The 21,073-nt window shown below is 71.0% G+C and carries 20 protein-coding genes; 13 read left to right on the top strand and 7 right to left on the bottom strand.

From position 1 onward, the window contains the following. Nucleotides 1-5: 5 nt before the first annotated feature. Nucleotides 6-1,541 (bottom strand): gamma-aminobutyraldehyde dehydrogenase, encoded by a 1,536-nt coding sequence (locus AB5J55_RS30635; RefSeq protein WP_369273715.1) that lies wholly within the window; start codon nt 1,539-1,541, stop codon nt 6-8. A gap of 221 nt (nt 1,542-1,762) precedes the next feature. Between AB5J55_RS30635 and AB5J55_RS30630 the strand changes: the two genes are divergently transcribed. Then, nucleotides 1,763-2,335 (top strand): NADAR family protein, encoded by a 573-nt coding sequence (locus AB5J55_RS30630; protein ID WP_369273714.1) that lies wholly within the window; start codon nt 1,763-1,765, stop codon nt 2,333-2,335. Nucleotides 2,336-2,475: 140 nt separating this feature from the next. Here AB5J55_RS30630 and AB5J55_RS30625 read toward each other — a convergent pair whose 3' ends face one another. Then, a complete protein-coding gene (locus tag AB5J55_RS30625) occupies nt 2,476-2,721 on the bottom strand; it encodes a DUF4190 domain-containing protein (protein WP_362384096.1) in 246 nt (81 codons plus the stop codon). Between the two features lie 208 nt (nt 2,722-2,929). Here AB5J55_RS30625 and AB5J55_RS30620 point away from each other — a divergent pair, with 208 nt between their 5' ends. From AB5J55_RS30620 to AB5J55_RS30610, 3 genes are all read left to right on the top strand, one after another. Next, the gene (locus AB5J55_RS30620) at nt 2,930-3,064 is read left to right on the top strand and encodes a hypothetical protein (RefSeq protein ID WP_369273713.1); all 135 of its coding nucleotides are present in this window, start codon (nt 2,930-2,932) and stop codon (nt 3,062-3,064) included. A 415-nt stretch (nt 3,065-3,479) separates the two neighbouring features. Further along, on the top strand, nt 3,480-4,541 hold the full coding sequence (locus tag AB5J55_RS30615) for an adenosine deaminase (protein ID WP_369273712.1): 1,062 nt from the start codon (nt 3,480-3,482) through the stop codon (nt 4,539-4,541). Nucleotides 4,542-4,606: 65 nt separating this feature from the next. Beyond that, entirely contained in the window at nt 4,607-5,311 is a 705-nt protein-coding gene (locus tag AB5J55_RS30610; protein WP_369273711.1) for a glycerophosphodiester phosphodiesterase, read from the top strand. Here AB5J55_RS30610 and AB5J55_RS30605 read toward each other — a convergent pair. Continuing rightward, nucleotides 5,308-6,999 carry a sigma-70 family RNA polymerase sigma factor gene (locus tag AB5J55_RS30605; RefSeq protein ID WP_369273710.1) on the bottom strand — a complete coding sequence of 564 codons (1,692 nt, stop codon included), beginning with the start codon at nt 6,997-6,999 and terminating at the stop codon, nt 5,308-5,310. The genes AB5J55_RS30610 and AB5J55_RS30605 overlap by 4 nt on opposite strands. 275 nt (nt 7,000-7,274) lie before the next feature. On the opposite strand from AB5J55_RS30605, the gene AB5J55_RS30600 reads away from it, so the two are divergent. After that, nucleotides 7,275-8,438, top strand: a complete 1,164-nt coding sequence (locus AB5J55_RS30600) for a serine hydrolase domain-containing protein (protein WP_369276342.1) — start codon at nt 7,275-7,277, stop codon at nt 8,436-8,438. Here AB5J55_RS30600 and AB5J55_RS30595 read toward each other — a convergent pair. Continuing rightward, nucleotides 8,428-8,964: a hypothetical protein gene (locus AB5J55_RS30595; protein ID WP_369273709.1), complete on the bottom strand. Its 537-nt coding sequence runs from the start codon at nt 8,962-8,964 to the stop codon at nt 8,428-8,430. The genes AB5J55_RS30600 and AB5J55_RS30595 overlap by 11 nt on opposite strands. Nucleotides 8,965-9,089: 125 nt before the next feature. Between AB5J55_RS30595 and AB5J55_RS30590 the strand changes: the two genes are divergently transcribed. Next, a complete protein-coding gene (locus tag AB5J55_RS30590; RefSeq protein WP_369273708.1) occupies nt 9,090-10,439 on the top strand; it encodes a diacylglycerol kinase family protein in 1,350 nt (449 codons plus the stop codon). A 26-nt stretch (nt 10,440-10,465) separates the two neighbouring features. On the opposite strand, the gene AB5J55_RS30585 is transcribed toward AB5J55_RS30590, so the two are convergent. Further along, nucleotides 10,466-11,656 carry a spermidine/putrescine ABC transporter substrate-binding protein gene (locus AB5J55_RS30585; RefSeq protein WP_369273707.1) on the bottom strand — a complete coding sequence of 397 codons (1,191 nt, stop codon included), beginning with the start codon at nt 11,654-11,656 and terminating at the stop codon, nt 10,466-10,468. Nucleotides 11,657-11,839: 183 nt separating this feature from the next. Continuing rightward, complete coding sequence (locus tag AB5J55_RS30580) at nt 11,840-13,279, bottom strand: gamma-aminobutyraldehyde dehydrogenase (protein WP_362384112.1); 1,440 nt, start codon at nt 13,277-13,279, stop codon at nt 11,840-11,842. A gap of 168 nt (nt 13,280-13,447) precedes the next feature. On the opposite strand from AB5J55_RS30580, the gene AB5J55_RS30575 reads away from it, so the two are divergent. From AB5J55_RS30575 to AB5J55_RS30545, 7 genes are all read left to right on the top strand, one after another. Then, nucleotides 13,448-13,963 (top strand): Lrp/AsnC family transcriptional regulator, encoded by a 516-nt coding sequence (locus tag AB5J55_RS30575; protein WP_328422862.1) that lies wholly within the window; start codon nt 13,448-13,450, stop codon nt 13,961-13,963. Nucleotides 13,964-13,982: 19 nt separating this feature from the next. After that, on the top strand, nt 13,983-15,356 hold the full coding sequence (locus AB5J55_RS30570) for an aspartate aminotransferase family protein (protein WP_369273706.1): 1,374 nt from the start codon (nt 13,983-13,985) through the stop codon (nt 15,354-15,356). Nucleotides 15,357-15,540: 184 nt separating this feature from the next. Continuing rightward, nucleotides 15,541-16,281, top strand: a complete 741-nt coding sequence (locus tag AB5J55_RS30565) for an ABC transporter ATP-binding protein (RefSeq protein ID WP_369273705.1) — start codon at nt 15,541-15,543, stop codon at nt 16,279-16,281. Continuing rightward, nucleotides 16,263-17,627 (top strand): hypothetical protein, encoded by a 1,365-nt coding sequence (locus AB5J55_RS30560; RefSeq protein ID WP_369273704.1) that lies wholly within the window; start codon nt 16,263-16,265, stop codon nt 17,625-17,627. Before AB5J55_RS30565 ends, AB5J55_RS30560 begins: the two co-directional genes overlap by 19 nt. 139 nt (nt 17,628-17,766) lie before the next feature. Further along, nucleotides 17,767-18,186 carry a VOC family protein gene (locus tag AB5J55_RS30555; protein WP_369273703.1) on the top strand — a complete coding sequence of 140 codons (420 nt, stop codon included), beginning with the start codon at nt 17,767-17,769 and terminating at the stop codon, nt 18,184-18,186. Nucleotides 18,187-18,223: 37 nt separating this feature from the next. Beyond that, nucleotides 18,224-19,348 carry an LOG family protein gene (locus AB5J55_RS30550; protein WP_369273702.1) on the top strand — a complete coding sequence of 375 codons (1,125 nt, stop codon included), beginning with the start codon at nt 18,224-18,226 and terminating at the stop codon, nt 19,346-19,348. Between the two features lie 177 nt (nt 19,349-19,525). Further along, nucleotides 19,526-20,182, top strand: a complete 657-nt coding sequence (locus AB5J55_RS30545; protein ID WP_369273701.1) for an LAETG motif-containing sortase-dependent surface protein — start codon at nt 19,526-19,528, stop codon at nt 20,180-20,182. An 88-nt stretch (nt 20,183-20,270) separates the two neighbouring features. On the opposite strand, the gene AB5J55_RS30540 is transcribed toward AB5J55_RS30545, so the two are convergent. Further along, a complete protein-coding gene (locus AB5J55_RS30540) occupies nt 20,271-21,068 on the bottom strand; it encodes a maleylpyruvate isomerase family mycothiol-dependent enzyme (protein ID WP_369273700.1) in 798 nt (265 codons plus the stop codon). Between the last annotated feature and the right edge of the window lie 5 nt (nt 21,069-21,073).

The following is a 21,073-nucleotide window of genomic DNA, read 5'->3' as shown; positions in this document are numbered from 1 at the left end:
TCCGGCTATCGGTCCCCGAAGACGGTGCGATGCCAGTCCTTCCTGGCGACCGCCGTGTTGTCGAACATGACGTGCTTGATCTGCGTGTACTCCTCGAAGGAGTACGCGGACATGTCCTTGCCGAAGCCGGAGGCCTTGTAGCCGCCGTGCGGCATCTCGCTGATGATCGGGATGTGATCGTTCACCCACACACAGCCCGCCTGGATCTCGCGGGTGGCGCGGTTCGCCCGGTAGACGTCGCGGCTCCAGGCGGAGGCGGCGAGCCCGTACGGGGTGTCGTTGGCGAGCCGGATCCCGTCATCGTCGCTGTCGAACGGCAGAACGACAAGGACCGGCCCGAAGATCTCGGACTGGACGATCTCGCTGTCCTGGGCGGCGTCGGCGACCAGGGTGGGCCGATAGTACGCACCCTCCTTGAGATCGCCCTGCGGGGCCTCACCGCCGGTGACCACGCGCGCGTAGGCACGCGCACGGTCGACGAACCCGGCGACACGGTCGCGCTGGACGTGCGAGATGAGGGGTCCCAGATCGGTGCCGGGGTTGAAGGGGTCGCCGAGGCGGACGCTCTCCATGAGGGCGGCGGTGCGCGAGACGAACTCTTCGTAGAGCGGCCTCTGCACATACACGCGCGTGGCGGCCGTGCAGTCCTGCCCGGTGTTGATGAGCGAGCCCGCGACGGCGCCGTTGGCGGCGGCCTCCACGTCGGCGTCGTCGAAGACGACGAAGGGCGCCTTGCCGCCCAGCTCCAGGTGGAGCCGCTTCACCGTGGCCGTGGCGATCTCGGCGACGCGCTTGCCCACGGCGGTGGAGCCGGTGAAGGAGGTCATGGCCACGTCGGGGTGACCGACGAGATGCTCGCCGGCCTCCTTGCCGGTCCCGGTGATGATGTTGATGACACCGTCGGGGATGCCGGCGTCCGTGGCGGCCTGGGCGAACAGGAGTGAGGTGAGAGGGGTGAGCTCGGCGGGCTTGAGCACGATCGTGTTGCCCGCGGCGATCGCCGGGAGGATCTTCCAGGCGGCCATCTGGAGCGGATAGTTCCAGGGGGCGATGGAGCCCACGACGCCGATGGGTTCGCGGCGGACGTAGGAGGTGTGGTCGCCGGAGTACTCCCCCGCGGACTGGCCGGCGAGGTGGCGGGCGGCGCCCGCGAAGAAGGAGGTGTTGTCGATCGTGCCCGGCACGTCGAATTCACGGGTCAGCTTCAGCGGCTTCCCGCACTGCAGGGACTCCGCGCGGGCGAAGTCCTCGGCACGCTCGGCGAGGACGGCGGCGAAGCGGTGCAGCGCGTCCGAACGCTCGCCCGGGGTGGCTGCGGCCCAGGCGGGGAACGCCTCGCGCGCGGCGGCCACGGCGGCGTCGACGTCCTCGGTGCCGGCCAGGTCGTACGTGTAGACCTCCTCGCCGGTCGCCGGGTCGACGACGGCGTGCGTACGACCCGAGGTTCCCTTCACCAGGCGGCCCGCGATGAACTGCGCGCCGTCCGCGAAGCGGTCTTGGGCCGGGAATCGTTCCGGGGTGGCGGTGCCCGGGTTGTGCATGTCGCTCTCCTCCGTGTCCCCCTGGAGGGACCGCAGTGGGGTCGGCGTGGGGTGGCGTGGCTCAGGCTCGATTTGAGTGCCGATCCTGACAGAGCAGGAAGGCTCCAACAAGTGATTCCGTTGTTGCCTTTTGGTTACGCAACGGAATCTGTCGACCAGGTGTCGAGTTGGTCTTGAAAACCCGGGACGGATTGTCGGTGGTGCGTGCCAGACTCGGCCACATGGCGAAGATCGATTCCTGGGACGTCCTGATCAGGGAGGTCCGTGCCGGGACGAGAGTCAAGTATCTGCACTTCTGGGGCCACCGGCCACGACCGGACGGACAGGTGAGCGCGAGTTGCCTGAGCCAGTGGTGGCCGTCGCCGTTCACGGTGGCCGGCGTGTCGTACGCGACCGCCGAGCACTGGATGATGGCCGAGAAGGCCCGGCTCTTCGGGGACGCGGAGGCCGAGCGGCGGGTGCTGGAGGCCGGGCATCCCTCGCTGGCGAAGAAGGCGGGGCGGCTCGTGCGCGGCTTCGACGAGGCCGTGTGGGAGCGGGAGCGGTTCCGGATCGTCGTCGAGGGGTCGGTCCACAAGTTCTCGGCGGATGCGGAGCTGCGGGGGTTTTTGCTGGGGACCGGGGATCGGGTGCTGGTGGAGGCCAGTCCGGTGGATCGGGTGTGGGGGATCGGGTTGGCGGCGGGGGATGACGGGGCGGGAGACCCTGAGCGGTGGCGGGGGCCTAATTTGCTGGGGTTCGCGTTGATGGGGGCGCGGGAGCGGTTGCGGGGGTTGGGGCCGGCAGGGCTCTGAATTCCCAGCGCCGGTCCAGGCAATCCAGCCCGTCCGGCGTTTGAGGACGAGGCCGTTCAGGCCGACAGCGGGGTCTGGGGGCGGCAGCCCCCAGGGACGGGAAGGGTAGGGGCGGCGGGGGCGAAGAAACCCCCCGCTCACTACACCGTCGAGATCAACACCGCCAGCATCCCCAACCCCAGCACCAATCCCACCGCACCACAGATCATCCCCGCCAGCGCCTGCCCAGGATTCGTCGCTTCTCCCCGCCGCGCCTTCCCCCGCCCGATCGACCCGAAGATCAACGCCAGCGCACCCATCACGATGGCGACTGGCCACAGGCAGAAGATCGCCGCGGAGATGATCCCGAGTACGAGCCCCGCCGTACCCATCCCATTGCTCGGCATGGGCTGCACCCCGGGCCACCCGTAATAACCCCCGGCACCGGGGCCCACACCCGGCGGCGGATAAGCGTGGACAGGCCCGGGATAGCCGTACGCAACCTGCCCCGGACCGCCGGGCGCGATGGGCGGCGGCGGAACGGGCTCACCGTGGGCGGCGTAGGGAAGGGATGCCGTCGGGGGCGCGAAGGGCCCGGCCGCCGAGTGGGGCGGCGTGGTACCCGGCGCCGCGAAGGGGTTGGGGCTCGACCCGCCCGGCGGCACCGCAGGGTTCGGCCCGGTCGACGGGTTCACCCACGACGGCGGCGTCGGCATGCCCGAGGACGGCATGGAAGTCACCGTCTGCTGATCGTGCACGGAGGGTGCGGGCCAGGTCAGCGGGTCGTTCGAGGCGACGGTGTAACCGGCTCCCCCGGGCGCGGTGGGAGCGGAGTCCGAAGCCTGCCCGCCCTCGACCGGAGGCGCCCACGGATCCGGCTCGGTCGAGGAGGCGTTGCTCCCCGCCTTCTCCAACGAGGTCCTCGCCCCCGTCTCCGACGCCCCCGGCGAAGCCAACCCTCCAGCCGCCGCATCCTCCGCCGCCCCCGGCGTCTGCGCGTCGTCGGACATGCCCGGCCCCCCTCCGTCGTATGTGCCGTCATGCTAAGGCCCGGGCATCCCCGGCACGGCCCCGGCATACGATGACCCCGAGTCACCGATCAGCCGATCACCCGCGTCCCGCCGACCACATGCCCGGCCGGAGACGCCGTTCCTGGGGAGGAACCTTGACCGACAACCTCGTCGACGCCCGCGTCCCGCGCGATCTGCACGCCTTCATCGCCGGACTGCCCAAGGCCGAACTGCACGTCCACCACGTCGGCTCCGCCTCCCCCCGCATCGTCGCGGAACTCGCCGCCCGCCACCCCGACTCCAAGGTCCCCACCGACCCCGAGGCCCTGGTCGACTACTTCACGTTCACGGACTTCGCGCACTTCATCGACGTGTACCTGTCCGTCGTGGATCTGATCCGCACCCCGGAGGACGTACGGCTGCTGACGTACGAGGTGGCCCGCGAGCTGGCCCGCCAGCAGGTGCGGTACGCCGAGCTGACCATCACCCCGTTCTCCTCCACCCGCCGCGGCATCGACGAGGGCGGCTTCATGGCGGCGATCGAGGATGCCCGCAAGGCAGCCGAGGCCGAGTTCGGGACCGTGCTGCGTTGGTGCTTCGACATCCCCGGCGAGGCGGGCCTGGAGTCCGCCGCGGAGACCGTGCGGCTCGCCACCGACGACCGGCTGCGCCCGGAGGGCCTGGTCTCCTTCGGGCTCGGCGGGCCCGAGATCGGCGTACCGAGGCCGCAGTTCAAGCCGTACTTCGACCAGGCCATCGCCGCCGGACTGCACTCCGTGCCGCACGCCGGCGAGACCACCGGCCCCGAGACGGTCTGGGACGCGCTCACGCACCTGCGCGCCGAGCGCATCGGGCACGGCACCAGCTCGGCGCGGGACCCGAAGCTGCTCGCGCACCTCGCCGAGCACCGGATCCCGCTGGAGGTGTGCCCGACCTCCAACATCGCCACGCGCGCGGTCCGCACGATCGACGAGCACCCGATCAAGCAGTTCACCGAGGCCGGCGTCATCGTCACCATCAACTCCGACGACCCGCCCATGTTCGGCACCGACCTCAACAACGAGTACGCGGTCGCGGCGCGCCTCCTCGAGCTCGACGAGCGGGGCCTGGCCGAGCTCGCCAAGAACGCCGTGGACGTGTCCTTCCTCGACGAGCCGGGCAAGGCCCGGATCAGGGCCGAGATCGACACGTACACCACCGACTGGCTCGCCTCCTGAGCCGGCGGCGCCCGCCACGCCTCGACTCATCCACGATGGCCCTCGCCCCCGACCGGAATGCCCTCATGCAGAACGTGACCGCCGTGGCCCACCGCGGCGACCCCTACCGCGTCCGCGAGAACACGCTCGCCTCCCTGCGCTCCGCGCTCGAACGGGGCGCGGACGCGGTGGAGATCGACGTACGGCTCACCAAGGACGGCGTGCCGGTGCTGCTGCACGACGACACGCTGAAGCGGCTGTGGGAGCAGGACCGTCCGCTGCTCGCGCTGTCGGCGGCCGAGGTGCGCGGGCTGACGGCGGGCGGGGTGCCGACGCTGCGGGAGGCGCTGACGGCGTGTGACGGGAGCAGGGTGATGCTCGACCTGCCGGGCTCGCCCGACGTGCGGGCGGCGCGCCGGGTCGTGGACGTCGTACGCGAGTGCGGGGCGCAGGACGGTGTGTACTACTGCGCGGGCGCCCCGGCCATGCTCGCCGTGCGGGCCGCCGACCCGGCCGCCGAGATCGCCCTGACCTGGACGACGCTGGCTCCGCCGCGGCCCGCCCTGCTGGACGCGGTGCGGCCGCGCTGGCTCAACTACCGCTTCGGCCTGGTCGACCACGCCCTCGCCGAGCGCGTCCACCGCGGCGGTCACCTGCTGTCCGTCTGGACCCCGGACACCCGGCGCTCCATGCGCCGCCTGCTGGACCTCGGCGTCGACTCGATCACGACCAACCGCGTCGACGTCCTCCTCGGTCTGCTCACCGCCCGGCCCGACGCCGAAAGCCGCTAGACGCGCGAGCGTTGAGGCACTGTCGCCGGATCGGCCGGGGTCCCGCGGGTGACGTACTGCGGGACCGGTGCGGTGTCCTTGCCGTTGTCGCGGACCTGGCCGTAGCGGATCGCGCCCTGGTCGGGGCCGGTCCGCACGTCCTTCTCGGCCGCCTCCCAGGTCGACGGGAAGACGATGACGCCGTAGTCGGCGCCCCGTTCGTTCTGGTTGAGGGTGACCGAGCCGTCGACGTAGAAGTACTCGTTCTGCCACATCTGCTGGGTGCCGTCGGGCAGGACCGTGTAGCCGGTGTCGGGGCCGCCCATGCCGGTGGTGTCGGGGCCGGTGGTGTCGTCCATGCGGCGGCCGCCGCCGGAGGCGACGTGGAAGAGCCTGCCCTTGAGGCCGGTCCAGGTCGGCATGACCAGCGCGCCCGGCCGTGATTGCGGGGAGATCTGCCAGCGCACCAGGACGTAGCCCTGCCCGCTGAGCGTCACCTTCTCGCCGCGGTGCTGCATGACGGCCTTCGCGCCCCAGGTGCTGGTGACACCGGACTCGCGGCGGTGCGGCAGGGCGGCGGGCTCGGCGTTCGGGTCCGGGGCCTTGTCGACGGCATCGACGACTGTGCCGTACAGCCCGGTCTTCCGCGGCTGTGACGGAGACGGTGCGGGGGAGGACGGCGGTGAGAGCGTGGCCGTCGGCGACACGGGCGGGGTCGGCGCCGGCGGGCGGGCCGTGCTCGCCGTGGTGGGGGCGGCCGCGCGCGGCGGGGACTGTGGGGTCTGGGTGACGACGTACGCGCCGCCCGCGACGAGTGTCGCCCCGGCCGTCACCGCCACGGCGGGCTGGGTGATCGCGGCCATCACCTTCGCGGACCAGCCGACGGAGGCCGCCGTCGCCGCGACGGCCGTCTTGCCGCCCCATGCCAGCGACAGCGTGAAGCCGACCGGGATCGGGACGAGCGCGATGCCGACGAGGAGGCGTTCCGCGGGGACGACGGCCTCGCGGGTGTCGCCGCAGTAGCCGCAGCCCCTGATGTGCCGGGCCAGTCGCTTGCGCCAGACGGAGTCCGGGCGTCCGTTCCAGCGAGCGGTCAGTTCGCGCAGGCCGGGGCAGGCGCCGTCGAGTGCGCGGACGATGCCGCGCGCGGTCTCCAGCCGTTCCTTCACCCGCTGGACGCGCACCGCGGCGTGCTGTCGGCTGATCCCGGCCGCGGCGGCCAGTTCACGCCGGGTCAGCTCGCCCGCGACCTCCAGCCACCACAGCGACAGCAACTGCCGGTCCTCGTCGTCCAGCCAGCGCACCGCCTCCGCGACCTCCCGCCGCTGTCCCTGCAACTGGAGCCGCAGGACGGTGAGTTCGGCGAAGTCGGTGGCCTCGTGCGCGGCCGACTCGTCGAGGTGAGCGGGCTGTTTGCGGCGCGCCCGGTCCCGGATCTGCCGCATGGCGATCGCGACGAGCCAGGAGCGGAAGCTGTCCGGGTCCCGCAGCGAGCCGAGGTTGTCGACGGCACGCAGCATGGTCTCCTGGACGACGTCGTCGACATCGGCGTGTCCGTTCAGGGCGCGCCCGACGACGTTGTAGACCAGCGGGAGCCAGCCCTCCACCAGTTCGTCCAGCGCCTGCCGGTCACCGGCCTGCGCCGCAGCGATGGTGGAGCGCCACTGCCTGCCGGCTCCCTCGTCCACGTACGTCCTCTCCCGGCTCATCCGCTGCCCGTACGCACCTTCTCAGCCTGACCAGCACTGTTGGCTATATCGGAGATCACATTCCGCCAGTGGAGACGCGGTGCGGGGGTCGGCGATAACACTTTTTCGCCGACCGGCGCCCCGTAAGGGCGATCCCTCACAACGCCCTTGTTCTGCGCGGCACTTGCTCCGGGCTCCCCCAGGGTTGCAGCCCCTCCTCACCGACGATCCGCCGCGGGACCGTACGGCCGACGATGATCACGGACACCCCACCGACCCCACTCCAGGAGCAGCAGATGCCCGTACGCCCGCTTCCCGCCCTCCTCACCTCCGCCCTCGCTCTGACCCTGGCCGCAGTGCCGCTTGCCGGGACGGCCTCCGCGCGGCCCGCGTCGTCCTCGTCCTGTTCCGCGCACGCGATCGAGGCCGCCCCGAAGAGCGGCCCCGACGTCAAGGCCCTGTGCGCCGCGCTCGCCGGGCTGCCCGACAAGGACGCCACGGCCGCGCTGATCCGCGTGGGCGGCAAGGGGAGCTGGCACGGGGCGGCCGGCGTGCGGGACATGAGAACCGGGGCGCCGGCGCTGGAGAACGCCCGCTTCCGCGCCGGTTCGACGACGAAGATCGTGACCTCGGCGATCGTGCTGCAACTCGCCGCCGAGGGGCGGATCTCCCTCGACGGGACGGTGCAGCGATATCTGCCCGGCCTGCTCACCGAGGACTTCGCGCCCATCACCGTACGGCAGTTGCTGAACTTCACCAGCGGTCTGCAGCCGGGGGCGTCCCTCGGTGAGGACGTCGACGACGGCTACGAGCACCGGTTCGAGACACTGACCCCCGAGGAGGTGGTGGCCGCGTCGGTCGCCAAGGGACCCGACCCCGACCACGCGCCCGGCGAGCACCAGCGGTACGGCAACATCCACTACACCGTGCTGGGCATGCTGATCGAGAAGGTCACGGGCGACTCGTACGCCCACCAGGCGGCCGTACGGATCTTCCGCCCGCTCGGCATGCGCCACACCTCCTTCCCGGCCGGCCCCGACCCCCGCATTCACGGCCCGCACAACCGCGGATACGACTGGATCGACGGCAAGCTGGTCGACGTGACCGAGTGGAACATGTCCGACCGGTTCGCGGCCGGCGACATGATCTCGACGACGGCGGACCTGGAACGGCTGCTGTTCGCCCTGTTCCGCGGTCGGGTCGTGCCCGAGCCGCAGCTGAAGGAGATGTTCGCGGTCCCGGACATCGAGGGGGCCACCATGGGTGCCTCGCTGGAGCGTTTCGAGCTGAACGGCAAGGAGATCTGGGGCAAGACGGGTGCCCGACCCGGCTATCACACCGTCGTCGCGGCCACCCGCAACCTGTCCCGGACGGTCGTCTACTCCGTCAACTCGACCGACGCGAAGGGCGACGGCCTGTCCATCGCCCAGCGCTTCGCCTTCCCGGCGTTCAACCGCTGACGGCGGCGGCGGCAGCCGGAGGTGCTGACGGCGTCGTCAGCGCCTCCAGCCGCTTGATCCTCTTCCGCACGACGTACAGCGGGATCACCCCGAAGACGCCGAACGACATGTCGATCACCGACCACCACAAGGGGATGCCGCGGATCGGCCCGCAGATCAGGGCGAGCGGGATGATGCCCGCGCAGGCGATCATGCCGAACTCGACGACCCAGATGTTGCGCACCGGGTCGCGGTAGGGGCCGTAGAAGGCGACGGCGATCACGAGATGGGCGAAGGCGAGCCAGTCCGTGCCGTAGAGCAGGAAGGGGTAGTCGGCGTCGGCGGTGTCGAGACCACCCCGGACGCGCTCGATCCAGTCCATGAGGCCGGGCAGGTGCTCCGGCACGGACAGGGCGCGCAACAGGTCCTCGGTCCAGCGCAGTTCGTGGACGAGAGGGAAGGCCGTGGCGCCGCTGAGCACCAGGCAGATGACGAAGAGGGCCAGCCAGACGCGGATGCCCTTGAGCAGGGCGGCTCTGTCGCTCATGGCAGCAGCGTACGCTTGAAGTTGAACACGTTCAAAGTGGGTCTCCGTCCCGGAGCCCGAACCGATGGCCGCCATGCGGCCCGCACCGGCCCGGCCCTACGATGTCCGCCGACGAGGGAGGACGCATGGGCCTGGACCTGAGCGAACGGGCTTACCGGGGGCAACGTTGGGCGGCACGGGCCTCGCTGACCGCAGCGGGGCTCGCGCTGCTCGTGCCGCTCGCCTACGGCGGGATCGGCGGCGTGCTGCTGCTGGTGGCCGGTGTGGCGGGCCTGGGGATCGGCGCCGTCGCGGTGTGGTGGACGTTGACGCTGCGCGGACCGGTGCGCTGGTTGGCGGGCGTCGTGGCCCTGGCCGTACCGGCCGCCGTGATCACGTTGTTCGCTGCCACCCTGTTCTGGGCGCTGCTGGCGTCCGTGGCGCTGTGGACGGTGGCCGTGTGGAGCGGCCGGTACGCGCTGCGGGGCACGGGGAGCCCACGGGTGCGGGTGATGCGGGGTCGCAAGGCGGCGCCACCGCGGCGGGCGATCCTGATCATGAACCCCCGCTCGGGCGGCGGGAAGGTGGAACGCTTCGCGCTCAAGGAGAAGGCGGAACGGCTCGGCGCCGAGGTCGTCCTCCTCGACCCCGACGAGCATCAGGACGTCACCGCCCTGGCCCGCAAGGCCGTTTCGGACGGCGCGGACCTGCTCGGTGTCGCGGGCGGGGACGGCACCCAGGCACTGGTCGCGGCCGTCGCCGCCGCGTACGACATCCCGTTCCTGGTGATCAGCGCCGGCACCCGCAACCACTTCGCCATGGACCTGGGCCTCGACCGCGAGGATCCCGCCGCCTGCCTCGACGCGCTCGTCGACGGCGTGGAACTGCGCGTCGACCTCGGCTTCGCGAACGGCCGGCCCTTCGTCAACAACGCCTCCTTCGGCGCCTACGCGGCCATCGTGCAGAGCCCCGGCTACCGCGACGACAAGATCGGCACCAGCCTGGAGCTGCTGCCCGACCTGCTCACCCGCCAGCAGGGCCCGCTGCTGACCGTCCGGGCGGCGGACACGACGCTGCACGCCCCGCATGCCGTGCTGGTCAGCAACAACCCCTACCGCACGGACGATCCCTTCGGGCTCGGCCGCCGCGACCGCCTCGACGCCGCCGTTCTCGGGGTCCTCGGCATCAGGGTGGACAGCGCGGCCGAGGCCGCCGCACTGCTCCTAGACCCGGCGCCGCCCGGCCTCAGCATCCTCACCGCAACCGAGGTGGTCATCGAGGCCGACCGTGAGGAGATCGAGGCCGGCATGGACGGCGAGGCCCTTGTCCTGCAGGCCCCGGTCCACTGCCGCATCACTTCGGGCGCCCTACGCGTCCGTGTCCCCCGCAAACGCCCCGGCGTCCCCCAGCGCGGCCCCCGCCTGGACTGGCGCCGACTGCGCAAACTGGCGGCGACGGTGGGGCGCACGGCGGTGCACCGGCAGGGTCACTGGTAGGGGGCACACGGGGCCGTGGGGGCCGCCTACAACCCCGCGATCGCGTTCCACCGCTTGGCGAACTCCACCCGCTCCTCCGACGTGATGTCCCGAGCGATCGCGAGACGCCGGCGCATCGCCGCGTCCGGGAAGATCAGCGGATCCTCGGCCAGGGCGGCCGTCTCCTCGTCCTTGGCGGAGGCGAGGACGTCCTGGGCGGCCGGGACCGGGCAGACGTAGTTGACCCAGGCGGCCAGTTCGGCGGCGACCTCGGGGTCGTAGTAGTAGTCGATCAGCCGCTCCGCGTTGGCCTTGTGGCGGGCCAGGTTCGGGACCATCAGGGACTCCGACCACAGCTCGGCCCCCTCCTCGGGGACGACGAAGCGGATGTCGGGGTCGTCCGCCTGGAGCTGGATGACGTCGCCCGAGTAGGCCTGGCAGGCCAGGACGTCGCCGCTCGACAGGTCCTTGATGTAGTCGTTGCCGGTGAAGCGGCGGATCTGGCCCTTGCGGACCTGCTGCTCGACCTGGTCGCAGACGGTGTGGAAGTCGTCCGCGGTCCAGCGGGTGATGTCGACGCCGTTGCCCTGCATGAGCAGCGCGAACGCCTCGTCCAGACCGGAGAGCAGGGTCACCCGGCCCTTCAGGTCGCCAGCCCACAGCTCGGCGACGCTGTGTATGTCGCGGCCCAGCCGGCGGCGGTTGTACGCGATGCCCGTGATGCCGGACTGCCACGGCACGGTGTACTTCCGTCCGGGGTCGAAGGCCGGTGAACGCAGCAGCGGGTCCAGGTACTTCGCCACGTTCGGCTGGCGTGCCCGGTCCATCTCCTGCACCCAGCCCAGCCGTACGAACCGGGCGCACATCCAGTCGCTGATGACGACGAGGTCGCGGCCTGTGCGCTGATGGTTCATCAGGGCCGGGCTGATCTTGCCGAAGAACTCGTCGTTGTCGTTGATCTCCTCGACGTAGTCGACGGAGATCCCTGCGCTCTTCTCGAACCCCTCCAGGGTGGGCCTGCGCCGCGCGTCCTCGTCGTCCGTGTCGATGTACAGCGGCCAGTTCGCCCAGGTGAGCCGCTTGTCGGTCGCGGAGACATCGGTGGCGGCCCGGTCGCCGGGCGACACATAGGCGGGCCGCACACCGCAGCCGGCGAGCCCACCGAGCGCAGCGCCCGCACCGAGGGTGCGCAGCAAAGCCCGGCGGGACAGCGGGGAGTTCATCGAGGGGAGGGCCATTGCCGCAGCATGCCGCTGCTGACCGCGGCCGATCAATCGACGCCATGTCGAGCGGCAGCCCCGAACGGTACTCACTCCGTCCGGGGCTGCGACGCCGCGAAGGGGCGCGGGGAACTGCGCGACCGGCCACATCGAACCCGCAGCCGTGAGACGGCCACGACCCCCGCGGCGCCTAGCGCAGCGTCACGCGTCCAGGGACGTCATCACGTGCTTGATCCGGGTGTAGTCGTCGAACCCGTACGCCGACAGATCCTTGCCGTACCCGGACTTCTTGAAGCCGCCGTGCGGCATCTCCGCAACCAGCGGAATGTGCGTGTTGATCCACACGCACCCGAAGTCCAGCGCCTTGGACATCCGCATCGCACGCCCGTGGTCCTTGGTCCACACGGACGAAGCGAGCGCGTACTCGACGCCGTTGGCCCACTCGACGGCCTGCGCCTCGTCCGAGAAGGACTGCACGGTGATGACCGGGCCGAAGACCTCCTTCTGGACGATCTCGTCGTCCTGCTTCAGCCCCGACACGACGGTCGGCGCGTAGAAGTACCCCTTGTCACCCACCTGGTGACCGCCTGCCTCGACCTTGGCGTGGGCGGGCAGCCGCTCGATGAACCCGGAGACCTGCTTGAGCTGGTTCGGGTTGTTGAGCGGGCCGAACAGCACGTCCTCGTCGTCCGGCTGACCGGTCTTCGTGTCGGCGGCGGCCTTCGCGAGCGCCTGCACGAACTCGTCGTGGATGGCCTCGTGGACGAGGACGCGCGTGGCCGCCGTACAGTCCTGCCCGGCGTTGAAGAAGCCCGCGACGGAGATGTCCTCGACGGCCTTGGCGATGTCGGTGTCGGCGAAGACCACGACCGGCGCCTTGCCGCCCAGCTCCAGGTGGACCCGCTTGAGGTCCTTGGAGGCGGACTCGGCGACCGACATACCGGCCCGCACCGAACCGGTGATGGAGGCCATCGCCGGAGTCGGGTGCTCGACCATCAGCCGCCCGGTGTCACGGTCGCCGGTGATGACGTTGAAGACACCCTTGGGCAGGATGCCTCCGATGATCTCGGCGATCAGGACGGTCGACGCCGGAGTGGTGTCCGACGGCTTCAGGACGACCGTGTTGCCCGCCGCGAGGGCCGGTGCGAACTTCCACACGGCCATCATCATCGGGTAGTTCCAGGGCGCGACCTGCGCGCAGACGCCGATCGGCTCACGGCGGACGATGGAGGTCAGGCCCTCCATGTACTCACCCGCCGAGCGGCCCTCCAGCATCCGCGCCGCGCCCGCGAAGAAGCGGATCTGGTCGACCATCGGCGGGATCTCCTCGGACCGCGTGAGTCCGATCGGCTTGCCCGTGTTCTCCACCTCGGCCGCGATGAGCTCTTCGGCCCGCTCCTCGAACGCGTCGGCGATCTTCAGCAGGGCCTTCTGTCGCTCGGCGGGGGTCGCGTCACGCCAGGCGGGGAAGGCGCGCGCGGCGGCCTCCATCGCGGCGTCGACGTCCGCCTGCCCGGACAGCGGTGCGGTTGCGTACGCCTCGCCCGTCGCGGGGTTGACCACCTCGGTGGTCCGTCCGTCGGCGGCGTCCCGGAACTCACCGTCGATGTAGTTGCGCAGACGACGCAGCTCGGTGCTCACTGCCGGCCTCCTGTCAGGTCGAACTGTCCATTCTCTGAGACACCCACCCTAATCGGCTGACCCACGTTTTCAACACCCCCACTGGCGCCCCTTCTGCGAAATCCGCAGGTCTCGGTCGCATAAACAACGAATTTCATCGCCTCGGCCTTGCGGAACTATCGAGACGTCGTGCACAGTGACGTCGTGGCCAGTCGAAGCGCAGAGCACAGGGACTCCCGCGAGTCCAGGAACGGCGGTCCCCAGCTGGACGCCGTCTCCCTCGCCATCATCGAACAACTTCAAGAGGACGGCCGCCGGCCGTACGCCGCCATCGGCAAGGCCGTCGGCCTGTCCGAGGCGGCCGTGCGCCAGCGCGTCCAGAAGCTGCTCGACCAGGGCGTCATGCAGATCGTCGCCGTCACGGACCCGCTCACCGTGGGCTTCCGCAGGCAGGCGATGGTCGGTGTGCACGTCGAGGGCGACGTGGAGTCCGTGGCCGACGCACTGACCGCCATGGCCGAATGCGAGTACGTGGTGATGACGGCCGGGTCCTTCGACCTGATGGTGGAAATCGTCTGCGAGGACGACGACCACCTCCTGGACGTCATCAACCGACGCATCCGCGCTGTCCCCGGAGTGCGCTCGACGGAGAGCTTCGTCTACCTCAAGCTCAAGAAGCAGACCTACATGTGGGGAACCCGATAACCGTGAGGACCCGATAACCGTGAGCACCAACAGCCCTCAGGACCTCAGCAGGACCGCGTACGACCACTTGTGGATGCACTTCACGCGTATGTCCTCGTACGAGAAGGCGCCCGTCCCGACGATCGTCCGGGGCGAGGGCACCTACATCTACGACGACAAGGGCAGGCGCTACCTCGACGGGCTCGCCGGCCTGTTCGTGGTGCAGGCCGGGCACGGCCGCGTCGAACTGGCCGAGACCGCCTCCAAGCAGGCGCAGGAGCTGGCGTTCTTCCCGATCTGGTCCTACGCCCACCCGAAGGCCGTGGAGCTTGCGGAAAGGCTGGCCGACCACGCGCCGGGCGACCTCAACAAGGTCTTCTTCACCACCGGCGGCGGCGAGGCGGTGGAGACCGCCTGGAAGCTGGCCAAGCAGTACTTCAAGCTCACCGGCAAGCCCACCAAGCACAAGGTCATCTCGCGCGCGGTCGCCTACCACGGCACCCCGCAGGGCGCCCTGTCCATCACGGGCCTGCCGGCCCTCAAGGCCCCCTTCGAGCCGCTGGTCCCCGGCGCGCACAAGGTGCCGAACACCAACATCTACCGCGCCCCGATCTTCGGTGACGACCCGGAGGCCTTCGGCCGCTGGGCCGCCGACCAGATCGAGCAGCAGATCCTCTTCGAGGGCCCGGAGACCGTCGCCGCGGTCTTCCTGGAGCCGGTCCAGAACGCGGGCGGCTGCTTCCCGCCCCCGCCCGGCTACTTCCAGCGGGTGCGCGAGATCTGCGACCAGTACGACGTCCTGCTGGTGTCGGACGAGGTCATCTGCGCCTTCGGCCGCCTGGGCACGATGTTCGCCTGCGACAAGTTCGGCTACGTCCCGGACATGATCACCTGCGCCAAGGGCATGACCTCGGGCTACTCCCCGATCGGCGCCTGCATCATCTCCGACCGCCTGGCCGAGCCGTTCTACAAGGGCGACAACACCTTCCTGCACGGCTACACCTTCGGCGGCCACCCGGTGTCGGCCGCGGTGGGCCTCGCCAACCTCGACCTCTTCGAGCGCGAGAAGCTCAACCAGCACGTCCTCGACAACGAGACCGCGTTCCGCACGACGCTGGAGAAGCTGCACGACCTTCCGATCGTCGGCGACGTCCGCGGCAACGGCTTCTTCTACGGCATCGAGCTCGTCAAGGACAAGGCGACCAAGGAGTCGTTCAACGACGAGGAGACCGAGAGGGTTCTGTACGGCTTCCTCTCCAAGGCCCTGTTCGACAACGGCCTGTACTGCCGTGCCGACGACCGCGGCGACCCGGTCGTCCAGCTCGCGCCGCCGCTGATCTCCAACCAGGAGACGTTCGACGAGATCGAGCAGATCCTGCGGGCGACGCTGACGGAGGCGTGGACGAAGCTCTAGCCTCACGAGGTCCGTGCGACGGCGGGGGTGCACCCGTAGGAGTGAGAAGGGTGCACCCCCGCCGCGTGCTGTCCGTCGTTGCGCCCCCGGATCCTTAGCGTGCCTTGTAACCGATCGGCCCTGTCTTCGTTCCCCCGCACGGGGGAACGGCCCGGGAACTACGGATCTGACGAGGTGTACGCGCATGGAGGCTCCGCCGGACAACGACGTGCTCTGGGCACGCGCGCTGCACTTCACGCACCGCGACGGCTCTCCCGCGCTCGGCGGGGTCTCGCTGGGTGTGCGTGAGGCTGAGATCCTCGCCGTCACCGGTCCCCGCGGCAGCGGCAAGACGGCTCTCCTGCACTGTCTGTCCGGCCTGGCCCCCGCCCGGAGCGGCGAGGTCTGGTTCAACAGCGTGCCGGTGCACACCATGACCCCGATGGCGCGCGAACGGCTCCGCCGCGACCGCTTCACCTGGATCGACCCGGCCCCCTCGCTCGTCCCCGAGCTGAACGTCTGGGAGAACGCCGCGCTCCCGCTGATGCTGCGCGGCACCAGCCGTCGCCGCGCCAAGACGACCGCGCTGGAGTGGCTCAACCGCCTGGACGTCGGCGAGGCGGCCCGCAAGCGCCCGCACCAGCTGGTGCAGGCCGAACGCCAGCGGGTGTGCATCGCCCGCGCCCTGGCCCCCTCCCCCACGGTCCTGTTCGCCGACGAGCCGACGGCAGCGCTGCACCGCGCGGACCGCGCACACGTCCTGCGCACCCTGACGACAGCAGCCCGCTCGCACGGCATCACCGTCGTCCTGGCCACCCATGACGCGGAGAACGCGGCCTTCGCCGACCGCACCCTCGCCCTGCTCGACGGACGGCGCGTGAACACGGTGCACCTGCCCCCGGTCACCGCGACGGAAGGCCGGGCCGCGTGCTCGCTCTCCGTCTGAGCCGCGGCGCCCAGCCCGCTGTACAGCTGCGCCGCCTCCTCCTGGCCGCGGCGTCGGCGGGCACGGGCTTCCTGCTGCTGTGCACCCTGGGCTACGCCATGTCCCACACCGACTCGGCCTCGTCGGTCCTCCGCCTCGCCTGGTGCGTGCCCCCGCTGGCCGCGACGATCCACTTCGCGGTGGCGGTGGCCCGCACCGACCCCGGCACCAAGCCGCGCCCCGGCCTGTCGGCGATCGGACTGGGCCCGGCCCGCCTGATGCTGGTCTCGGCCACCACCACGGCCCTGTCCTGCACCCTCGGCTCGATGCTCGCCCTGCTCGTCTTCCTCCACCTCCGGGGCGACCTGACCGGCATGCCCTTCGACGGCGCCGCATCGCAGTTCCTGGCGGCGAACGCCCCCCTCCCCCTGCCGGCCGCCCTGACCCTGCTGACCCTGACCCCGGCCACCGCGTCGACGACGGTGGCGCTGGTCCTGCGCCCGAAGGAACCCGGGCCCACCGGGGCGCGGGGCGCGGGGCGGTCGTTCGGGGGCCAGGTGAGGCGGGGCCGCACGGCCGCGCCCGGCACCGCGGAGGACAGCGAGGGTGCTACCGCGCCGCCTGCGGACAGTCGTGCCGCTGAGGCGGCGCCCGCCCCGGAGAAGGACGGCACCCCACCGGCGCCGGACCGCGCGACCGACCCCCCGGCGGCAGTCGACGACAGCCAGCAAACTCCGGCCCACGCGACCCATGTCCCGGCCCCCGGCAAACCCCCCGTCGGCCTGCCGTGGGGTATCGCGGTCCTCGCCGCAGGCATCGCCGTGGAGGCCTACGCCGGCCGCACCGCCACCCCCACTCCGCTCACCGTCCCCGCCGCCCTCCCCACCGGCCCAGCCGGGGTCCTGGTCGGCTGGCTCCTGACCGCCCTCGGGCTGGCCCTCGCCGCCCCCGGCCTCACCCACCTGTGCGGCCGCGTCCTGCAGGCCGTACGCCCGGGCGCGGTACGCCTCCTCGCGGGCCGCGTCCTGATGGCGGAGGCCACCCGCATCGGCCGCCCCCTCGGCGTCGTCTGCGCCGTGGCCTCCGCGGCGTACGCCACCGCGCCCCTGTCGACCACCGACGCCATCGGCCCCCTCACCGCCGTCGGCGCCACCGTGGTCACCGGCTGTGCCGTGGCCACCCTCCTCACAGCCGCCGTGGAGGCCAAGCAGGCCCGCGCCGACACCACGGCCGCACTGCTCCGCCTCGGCGCCCCCACCGCGTTGCTCCGCAGCGCGGCAGCCCTGCGCGCCGCCACGCTGCTGGTCTTCTTCTGCCCGCTCACCCTGATCGTGGCCGAGCTGGCCGCGGCGCCCCTGGCCCGCTGAAGCCGCTCGGCGGACTCCGCCGAGCCGGTCGAAAAACTCGCAACAAAAATTCTCCGCCCGGCGATGACTTCCGCTCGGACCCCCGGTCTATCCCACCGAACAGCAGCGAGAGCAGCAGCCACCCGAGGGAGAGACCACGATGACCGCCCCCGCCTACCAGCAGATGATCTTCCTGAACCTGCCCGTGAACGACCTCGACGCCTCGAAGAAGTTCTTCACGGAGCTCGGCTTCGCGATCAACGAGCAGTTCAGCGACGACACCACCGCGTCGGTCGTGATCAGCGAGACCATCGTCGCGATGGTGCACACCCACGAGAAGTACGCCCAGTTCACGAAGAAGCAGATCGCGGACGCGACGAAGACCAGCGAGGTGCTGATCGCGCTGAGCTCCGAGAGCCGCGAGAAGGTCGACGAGCTGGTCGAGAAGGCGGTCGCCGCGGGCGGCTCCGTCACCGGCGAGACCCAGGACCACGGCTTCATGTACGGCCGCGCCTTCGACGACCTCGACGGCCACACCTGGGAGGTCGTGTGGATGGACCCGTCGGCCATCGAGGGCTGATCCCCGCCGTCCCGTGGCCGGTGCCTAGCATGGGCGGGTGCAGACGATGCCCGCCCATGCGGCCCACCACAACGACCGTGAGATCGAGACGCTGGAGGAGTTCGACGCGACCGTCTCGGCGCGCGGCTCCCTGGCCGGATTCCGTGTCCAGGCCGTCGACCTGACGGACCGTACGCGCGAGTTGCTCACCACGGACACGGCGGGCGCCGTCTTCCTCGGCTGCCCGATGCGCGAGGACGCGGCCGCGAAGATCCGCACGGACGGCGCCCTGGTCTTCCCGCCGGTCCCCGACCTGCCCTTCGACCCGTACCGGGGCCTGGTCTACTCGCCCGACGACCTCTTCGCGTCGCTGGCGGACGGCTACGAGAACACGCCCGACGCCCACGCGTACGCCTGGTTCCAGCGGACCAAGGCGGACCGCGACATCCACGCCTCCATGCTCCGCGCGATCCACGACGACTCCATATCGGACGCGCTCGACGAACTCCTGTCCGGCGCCCGGGTGGTGGGCGTCATGGGCGGCCACGCGATGCGGCGCGGCACGGAGGCGTACGAGGGGGCCGCGCGGCTCGGCCGCGAACTGGCCCGCGCCGGTTTCACGGTCGCCACCGGCGGCGGCCCGGGCGCGATGGAAGCGGCGAACCTCGGCGCGTACGCCGCCCCGCACAACGACGAGATGCTCGGCGACGCCCTGCGACTCCTGGCAAAGGCGCCCCTGTTCACGCCCTCGATCACCGAGTGGGCGACGGCCGCCTTCGAGGTGCGCACCCGCTGGCCGCAGGGCGGGCGCTCCGTCGGCATCCCGACCTGGTTCTACGGCCACGAGCCGCCGAACCCCTTCGCCTCCCACATCGCGAAGTACTTCGCCAACGCCACCCGCGAGGACGGCCTCCTGGCCCGCTCGAACGCGGGCGTCGTCTTCCTGCCAGGCGCCGCCGGCACCGTGCAGGAGATCTTCGACAACGCGACGCCGAACTACTACGAGTCGCGCGGCGAGCCCACCCCGATGGTGCTCGTGAACAGGGCCCACTGGACGGAGCAGTTGCCGACCTGGCCGCTGTTGCAGGCCCTCGCCCGGGATCGCTCGATGGAGTCCCGTATCGCCCTGGTCGACCGGATCGAGCAGGCCCCGCAGGCGTTGAAACGCCTCAGCGAGCAATAAGAGGGCAAAGCCAACGTGCGCGGGGGGCGTACGCGTTGACACTGCTTATGCCACGCTTATAAACCTGTGAGACTCCTGGGGACGGTGATGTCGCATCGCCGCCTCGTTCAACCCCCCTCAGTGGTGCAACTCGTAAGGACAAACGTGTCCATAAACCGCCGTACTGTTACGCGCTCCGTGCGCGCTCTTGGTGTTGCGTCCGCCTCCGCCGCCCTCGCGCTCGGCCTCGCCGGCAACGCCCTCGCCTGCAACATCAGTGAATTCTCCGCCGAAGCCAAGTGCGACGGCGACAAGGGCGTCATCACGGTCACCGACGTGGACCCCAGCGGCATCCCCGCGACTGTCAGCGTCTACCTGCAGAACAACGGCGCCGACCTGAAGAAGGTCGGCGAGCAGGTGGTCAAGGGCTCCCGCGAGGGTGTCACCATCACCTTCGCCGAGAACTGGAAGCCGGACGCCGAGTACCGCGTCCACGTCAAGGCCGCGGGCTACGTCGACGAGGACATCAAGCCGAACCTGACGACCCCGTCGACGGCCTGCAAGAAGGAAGAGGAGGAGCCGCCGGCTCCGTCGGACACCCCGACCCCGTCCGACTCCGCCTCGACCCCGGCCGAGGAGACGCCGGCCCCGACGCCCTCGGAGAGCGAGAGCACCGCTCCCGCGGACACGGCGAGCAGCGCCCCGTCCCCGGCGACCGATGACTCCAACCTCGCCGAGACCGGTGCGAACTCCAACACCGGCCTGATCGCCGGCATCGCGGTCGGCCTGGTCGCCATCGGTGGCGGCGCGGTCTTCTTCGGACTGCGGCGCCGCGGGGCGAGCAACGACCGCTGACGCGCCCGCAGAGCGACACCGCTGTGGCCCGTCCCCTTTCCCGGGGGCGGGCCATACGCCTGTTCCCCGGGGCCACGCCCCACGCCTGTCAGCCGAACCTCGCCCGCTCCAGCCAGAACTCCAGCAGCTCCCGCTCGCCGAGGACCTCCAACTCCGGGCTGTCCAGCGGCAGCCGGCGGTAGAAGGCGAGCAGTACGGCGGTGAGCGGGCCGCGGAGCGCGACGGTCGCCTTCTCGTGGCCGCGCCGCCAGGCGACGACGTCCTGGTCGAGGTCGATGGACCATTCGGCATTCAGCTCGGGGGTGCTGTCCGTGGCGTGCAGATGGATGCTGCTCCCGGGCCGGCACAGCTCCCGCGCCGGGTCGTCCGGGAGTGTCCGCTGCGCCCACTCGACGATCTCCAGCCACTCGTCGATCGCGTCGGCGGCGATGTCGGGCGAGACCTCGTAGGGCAGGCCGGCGGCGAGTGTCGCGTCCGCGCGGTGGATCGTGATCTCGTGGGTCATACGGCGGGCCCAGAATCCGGCGTTCAGTACGCCGGCCCAGCCCCATACCTTTGCGTCGGGACCGGCCTCCCGCAGCGTGCCGACGATCATCCCGCCGGTCTCCGCGAGCCAGGCGTCGAGCGCGGCGGCGTCACCCTCACCCTCGGGGCCGGTGAACCCCGGCACCTGCTCCTCCGGGACCTCCTCCTCGGCCCGCGTCCGCACGGTCAGCTCCACCCAGCGCAGGGCGCCACCGGTGTGCCGGACGAGCTGTTCCAGCGACCAGTCCGGGCAGGTCGGCACGGTGGCCGACAGGTCGGCGCCCGAAGTCACGACGGCCCTCAACAGGCCGATCTGGTGGGCGATTTCGTCGCAGTAACGATTGTGCGGGAGTGACGTCATGCCCC

This window comes from Streptomyces sp. R11, from assembly GCF_041051905.1.
In the GTDB taxonomy this organism is placed as follows: Bacteria; Actinomycetota; Actinomycetes; order Streptomycetales; family Streptomycetaceae; genus Streptomyces.
This window is presented reverse-complemented; position numbering and strand designations above follow the sequence as displayed.

What these genes read in the sequence shown, in the direction of transcription:
- AB5J55_RS30635 (WP_369273715.1), bottom strand. Translation starts at nt 1,541, where the DNA reads ATGCACAACCCGGGCACCGCCACCCCGGAACGATTCCCGGCCCAAGAC.
- AB5J55_RS30630 (WP_369273714.1), top strand. Translation starts at nt 1,763, where the DNA reads ATGGCGAAGATCGATTCCTGGGACGTCCTGATCAGGGAGGTCCGTGCC.
- AB5J55_RS30625 (WP_362384096.1), bottom strand. Translation starts at nt 2,721, where the DNA reads ATGCCGAGCAATGGGATGGGTACGGCGGGGCTCGTACTCGGGATCATC.
- AB5J55_RS30610 (WP_369273711.1), top strand. Translation starts at nt 4,607, where the DNA reads ATGCAGAACGTGACCGCCGTGGCCCACCGCGGCGACCCCTACCGCGTC.
- AB5J55_RS30605 (WP_369273710.1), bottom strand. Translation starts at nt 6,999, where the DNA reads ATGAGCCGGGAGAGGACGTACGTGGACGAGGGAGCCGGCAGGCAGTGG.
- AB5J55_RS30600 (WP_369276342.1), top strand. Translation starts at nt 7,275, where the DNA reads ATGCCCGTACGCCCGCTTCCCGCCCTCCTCACCTCCGCCCTCGCTCTG.
- AB5J55_RS30595 (WP_369273709.1), bottom strand. Translation starts at nt 8,964, where the DNA reads ATGAGCGACAGAGCCGCCCTGCTCAAGGGCATCCGCGTCTGGCTGGCC.
- AB5J55_RS30590 (WP_369273708.1), top strand. Translation starts at nt 9,090, where the DNA reads ATGGGCCTGGACCTGAGCGAACGGGCTTACCGGGGGCAACGTTGGGCG.
- AB5J55_RS30585 (WP_369273707.1), bottom strand. Translation starts at nt 11,656, where the DNA reads ATGGCCCTCCCCTCGATGAACTCCCCGCTGTCCCGCCGGGCTTTGCTG.
- AB5J55_RS30565 (WP_369273705.1), top strand. Translation starts at nt 15,541, where the DNA reads ATGGAGGCTCCGCCGGACAACGACGTGCTCTGGGCACGCGCGCTGCAC.
- AB5J55_RS30555 (WP_369273703.1), top strand. Translation starts at nt 17,767, where the DNA reads ATGACCGCCCCCGCCTACCAGCAGATGATCTTCCTGAACCTGCCCGTG.
- AB5J55_RS30540 (WP_369273700.1), bottom strand. Translation starts at nt 21,068, where the DNA reads ATGACGTCACTCCCGCACAATCGTTACTGCGACGAAATCGCCCACCAG.